5 protein-coding genes and 1 pseudogene are annotated in these 4436 nt (G+C 75.7%); 2 read left to right on the forward strand and 4 right to left on the reverse strand.

Annotated elements, in window-relative coordinates:
* From C1A33_RS21020 to C1A33_RS21030, 3 genes and pseudogenes are all read right to left on the reverse strand, one after another.
* Positions 1-441: pseudogene (locus C1A33_RS21020) on the reverse strand (hypothetical protein); the annotation flags it as partial.
* Positions 441-1439 carry a hypothetical protein gene (locus tag C1A33_RS21025; protein ID WP_133150760.1) on the reverse strand — a complete coding sequence of 333 codons (999 nt, stop codon included), beginning with the start codon at positions 1437-1439 and terminating at the stop codon, positions 441-443. The pseudogene C1A33_RS21020 and the gene C1A33_RS21025, both read right to left, overlap by 1 nt.
* Positions 1440-1482: 43 nt before the next feature.
* Complete coding sequence (locus tag C1A33_RS21030; protein WP_101833137.1) at positions 1483-1749, reverse strand: WXG100 family type VII secretion target; 267 nt, start codon at positions 1747-1749, stop codon at positions 1483-1485.
* Between the two features lie 155 nt (positions 1750-1904).
* Here C1A33_RS21030 and C1A33_RS21035 point away from each other — a divergent pair, with 155 nt between their 5' ends.
* A complete protein-coding gene (locus C1A33_RS21035; RefSeq protein ID WP_101833138.1) occupies positions 1905-2783 on the forward strand; it encodes a P1 family peptidase in 879 nt (292 codons plus the stop codon).
* A gap of 28 nt (positions 2784-2811) precedes the next feature.
* Here C1A33_RS21035 and C1A33_RS21040 read toward each other — a convergent pair whose 3' ends face one another.
* Entirely contained in the window at positions 2812-3798 is a 987-nt protein-coding gene (locus tag C1A33_RS21040; RefSeq protein WP_165818508.1) for an alpha/beta hydrolase, read from the reverse strand.
* A 181-nt stretch (positions 3799-3979) separates the two neighbouring features.
* Between C1A33_RS21040 and C1A33_RS21045 the strand changes: the two genes are divergently transcribed.
* Positions 3980-4396: a hypothetical protein gene (locus C1A33_RS21045; RefSeq protein WP_101833139.1), complete on the forward strand. Its 417-nt coding sequence runs from the start codon at positions 3980-3982 to the stop codon at positions 4394-4396.
* Positions 4397-4436: the final 40 nt, after the last annotated feature.

The following is a 4436-nucleotide window of genomic DNA, read 5'->3' on the forward strand; positions in this document are numbered from 1 at the left end:
CTCGGCGGGAAAGACGTCCCGCCGCTTCTGCGCGCCCTGGCCCGCAGGGAAATGCCGCGGGCGGCGGGCGCGGGCGGCGCCGGGGACCTTGCCGGCCCGCTGCTGCGCCTCGCCGCCCCCGCCCGCGTCGGCGCTGTGGCGGCCGGGAGGTTCCCCCCGGGTCGCCGCCCGCTCCTGTGCCTCCCACAGGCTGACCCGCGGGCCGAGTAGCTCGCGGGCCTCGGCGACCAGTTCGCCGACATGATGCGCCCGCCAGGCCGCATGCCCCGCCTGGGTGCGCCGGCGGGCCTCGGTGAGCTCCTCGCCACGGCGGGCCAGCGTCTCGTCGGCCTCGCGGACGGCGCGGTCCCACTCGTGGCGCGCCCGGGTGACCTCGATACGGATGCGGTCCAGCCGGTCCAGGAGCGGGCCGCCGGCCGCCCAGCCGCCGTCGCTCGTCATCACGCGCCCTCGCCGAAGCCCCGGTGAATGCCGACCAGGTCGCCGTCGATCGCCGCGGACAGCTGGTGGATCTCGGTGAGGGCGGCGAGCATCGGCGCGCCGAAGTACTCCAGGTAGTGCCGGCCGGGCAGATCCGTCCAGGATCGCGTCAGCGCGTCGAGACTGCCGCCGAACAGGCTCAGCAGGTCCAGGAGCAGCGTCAGGATGCCGAGCAGTCGACCCCCGCCCCCGCCCTTGCCCTTGCCGGACGACGGCTGCGAACGCCCTCCCGCCCAGGCGGCGGGCGCCCATCCGGCCCGCTCCCGGCCGACCCGTCCCGGCGGGTCGGTGAGGTAGGTCTCGAGCAGGTCGACGCGACGGGTGAGGACGAAGGTCGCGTCGACCGCCAGCTCGTGGAACATCCCCTCGGTGGTGGCCATCGCCTGGCCGAGCTGGACCACGTCGACGATGCGGACCATCAGCTGGCTGGCCGCCTCGACCCGTTCCTCGGCGGCGTGGCGGGCGCGGCGGGCCCGCTCCAGCGCATCCTGAGCGCGGGTCAGCGCCTGGCCGGCGGCCTCATACCCCGACCGGGCCGCGGTGACGGCCGCGTACGCCGTGTCGACGGCAGCCTGGGCGGCGGCGACACCGCTCGACGACCCGTAGCCCGAGCCGCCGCCGCCCCCCTCGCCCGAGCGCGACGCGGCGGCAGCAGCCGCCGCCTGGGCCTGCGCGAGCGCGGCCTGGGCCTGCGCGAGAGCTGCCTGTGCCTGCTCCAGCCTCCGGCGGGCCTCGTCGCGGGCGTCCCGCGCCTCGTCGTACGACGTTTCACATCGCGTCACCGCGTGACGGGCCTGCTCCAGCGCCTGCCGCCGGGCACGCAGATGCTCCGTGCCGCGCCCGTGCAGGTCGTCGAGTGTGGCGACGGCGTCGAGCACCATCCCGCCCGCCTGGGCGATCGCGGTCGCGAGCAGCGCCACATGCGCGGTGAGCACGCTCGGATCGGCGACTACCAGCACCACCGCCATCCACCCCCCGATGGTCTCGTGCCGCGGCTGCCGGTCAGAAGCCGCGCAGGTACTCGTCCAGCGGGCCGGCCTTGCCGAGCAGCTTCGTCGCGATCTCGTTCGCCGTGACGAGGAAGTCGCGGAAGCGGCCCGTCACCTCCTCGACCTCGGTGGCGAAGCGGGCCTGCTGCGCGTCCCGCCAGTCAAGCCCGTCGAAATGCGTCCGCAGGCCCTTGATCTCGTCGCCGACGGTGGTGCCGAAGCGGCCGATGTGGGTCGCGAAATCCCGCAGCTCCTCCGGATCGGCATGTACACCCGACATCCGAAACACCCTCTTCCCCGATGTCGCCACCCGCCGCCGGTATGGCCCGCTCGATCATTACAGCATCAGATCGGTCACGCAGCGCATTATCGGAAAATCCGGCGGAAGGCGGGCCGGGTTGGCGCCCGGATCTTGGGCGTGCGAGGCTCGCAGGGATGGCCGGGATCGGGATCGGGGTCGAGGGGGTGCGGGTCGGGCACTGGACCGACCCGGTGGGGCTCACCGGCTGCACCGTGGTGGAGCTGCCGGAGGGGACCGTCGCGTCGCGGGAGGTGCGCGGCGGGGCGCCCGCGTCGCGGGAACTCGACGTGCTGGCGCCGTCGATGGCGGTGATGTCCGTCGACGCGGTGCTGCTCACCGGCGGGTCCGCGTTCGGCCTGGCGGCGGCGGACGGGGCGATGCGCTACTACGCCGAGCGGGGCCGCGGGGTGATGACGGCGGGCGGTCCGGTGCCGATCGTGCCGACGCTGGCCCTGTTCGACCTGGCCGTCGGCGATCCGACCGCCCGTCCGGGCGCCGAGGCCGGCTACCAGGCCGCGCGGGCCTGCGCCAGCGAGCAGGTGCTGCGCGGACGGATCGGGGCGGGCACGGGCGCGTGCGTCAGCCAGTGGCGCGGACCCGCGCTGCGCCGCCCCGGCGGTGTCGGCCACGCCGCCCGGCGGGCCGGCGAGCTCGTCGTGGCCGCGCTGTGCGTCGTCAACGCCTACGGCGACGTCGACCACGGCAGCGGCCCGATGTCCCTTGACACCGTCACCTCGGGCTGGCATCCCTTCGACCTCAGCCCCGGTCGTCGGCACACGACGATCGGCGTCGTCGTCACCAACGCCCGCCTCGACAAGGGCGGCTGCCTGCTCGTCGCCCAGGGCGCCCACGATGGTCTCGCCCGCGCGATCATCCCGCCGCACACCCGCTACGACGGGGACGCCTTCGTCGCCGCCGCCACCGGGCGCCTCGAGGCCGATGTCGACCTGGTCCGCCTGCTCGCCCTCGTCGCCGTCACCGACGCCATCCGCTCGGTGGACCCGCCCCGCTGAGGATGGCGGCGGGGAACCGGGCGTCGGGTCAGGCCGCGCGGCGCAGCGCGCCGGCGACGAAGGCCAGCTGGGCGGGGGCGACCGAGCGCCAGTACTCGGGCGTGTGGCCGCCAGGTCCGAGGCTGTGCTCCGCGGGGCGCAGGTCGGTGACCGCCTGGCGGGAGACGGCCGCGAACGGGTCGGCGCTGCCGCAGTCGATGCGGTAGGTGACGCCGGGCGCCGGCGGGGTGCCGAGGACGCGGTGGGCGGCGAAGTCGGCCGCCGAGTCGAAGGCACCGGGGGCGCTCGCGCCGTAACCGCGCCACATCGCCGGGCTGCTCGCGGCCGCGGCGACGACGAGGTCCGGATGGCGCCGGGCGAGCAGCAGCGCGCCGTAGCCGCCCATCGACCAGCCCATCAGGGCCAGCCGGTCGGTGCGCAGCCCGGTGACGGCCAGCCGCGGGCGGACCTCGTCGAGGATCATCGCCTCCGGATCGTCGCCGGAGGCGCGCCGATGCCAGTAGGCGGTGCCACCGTCCACGGTGACCAGGGCGAACGGTGGCGCGCCGGCGCGGATCGCCGCGGGCAGGAGCACGTCGAGGCCGAGCAGGCCGACGGCGCCGCGCGCGTTGTCACCGCGGCCGTGCAGGACGACGCACACCGGCAGGCCCCGACCGCCACCGGACGGGGTGACGACCACCATGCTGACCTGCCGCCGCCGCGCCGCGCTGGCGAACGACGTCGCCGTGACCACGGCCGGCCCGGACGCCGTCGCCGCGCCCGCCGCCATGCCGGCGCCCGTCCCCGTGCCGGTGGCCGTGCCGGCGGTGGTAGTGCCGGCGGTGGTAGTGCCGGCGGTGGTCGCGCCGGTGGTAGGCACGTCGGTGGTGGGGGAGCGGGGTGTGGGCGAGCCGCCGGAGGTGGCGGTCGGATCGGGCCGGTCGTACGGGGAGGCACAGCCGGCGGCGAGGCTGACGAGGGTCGCGGCCGCGGCGGCCGGGGCGGTGATCACCAGGGTTCGCCTGCTCGGTCGCATGGCGCCGATGATCCCAGCTGGCGCGGTTCGTCCCCGCGCGGCCGTCGCACGGCGCCCGGTCGAGCGGCCGACGCGGTGCGGCCCGTCAGCGATGGTGAGCGTTAACCAAATGCATTGTTCGGCCGCTATGGGGCTCCCCACTTGTTGTCCCAGCGGGCCGTCCGTGAGGGACGGTGGTCGAGTGACCGATGATGACGACGACTGGGCTCCGCCCCCCGTGCACCACGGTGGCGGGTACCCGGTGGTGGCGGCCGCGGACGCGTACGACGAGGCCCTGCAGGCGCTGCGTACCGGGATCTGGGTCCCGGACATGGACGAGATCGACGCGGCCGTGACCATCCTGCACCGCATGGACATCGGGCAGCGCAGCCCGGACATTCCCCTGCGCCGGGTCGTGCACCGGGCGTTGGACGAGACCTATCCCCTCCTCACGGTGTGGCGGGGCCGTCCGCTGTACCTGTACGCGGCGGTCAAGACCGTGCAACTGCTGGCCTCGGCGCCGCCCAGCGAGCAGAACGCCGTCGCCGCCCGCTCCGCCTGGGACCGGCTCGGCGATCTGCTGCGCGCCGTGACCGCGACCGTCGGTGCCGGCCCCTGACGGCCGCCGGCTGACCTTCCCAGCCGGCGGCCGTCAGGGG

Origin of the sequence: Frankia canadensis (assembly GCF_900197875.1) — a bacterium.
Classification (GTDB): Bacteria; Actinomycetota; Actinomycetes; order Frankiales; family Frankiaceae; genus Frankia; species Frankia canadensis.

Excerpts from the sequence above, each read along its gene's own strand:
- C1A33_RS21030 (WP_101833137.1), bottom strand. The coding sequence starts at position 1,749 with ATGTCGGGTGTACATGCCGATCCGGAGGAGCTGCGGGATTTCGCGACC.
- C1A33_RS21035 (WP_101833138.1), top strand. The coding sequence starts at position 1,905 with ATGGCCGGGATCGGGATCGGGGTCGAGGGGGTGCGGGTCGGGCACTGG.
- C1A33_RS21040 (WP_165818508.1), bottom strand. The coding sequence starts at position 3,798 with ATGCGACCGAGCAGGCGAACCCTGGTGATCACCGCCCCGGCCGCCGCG.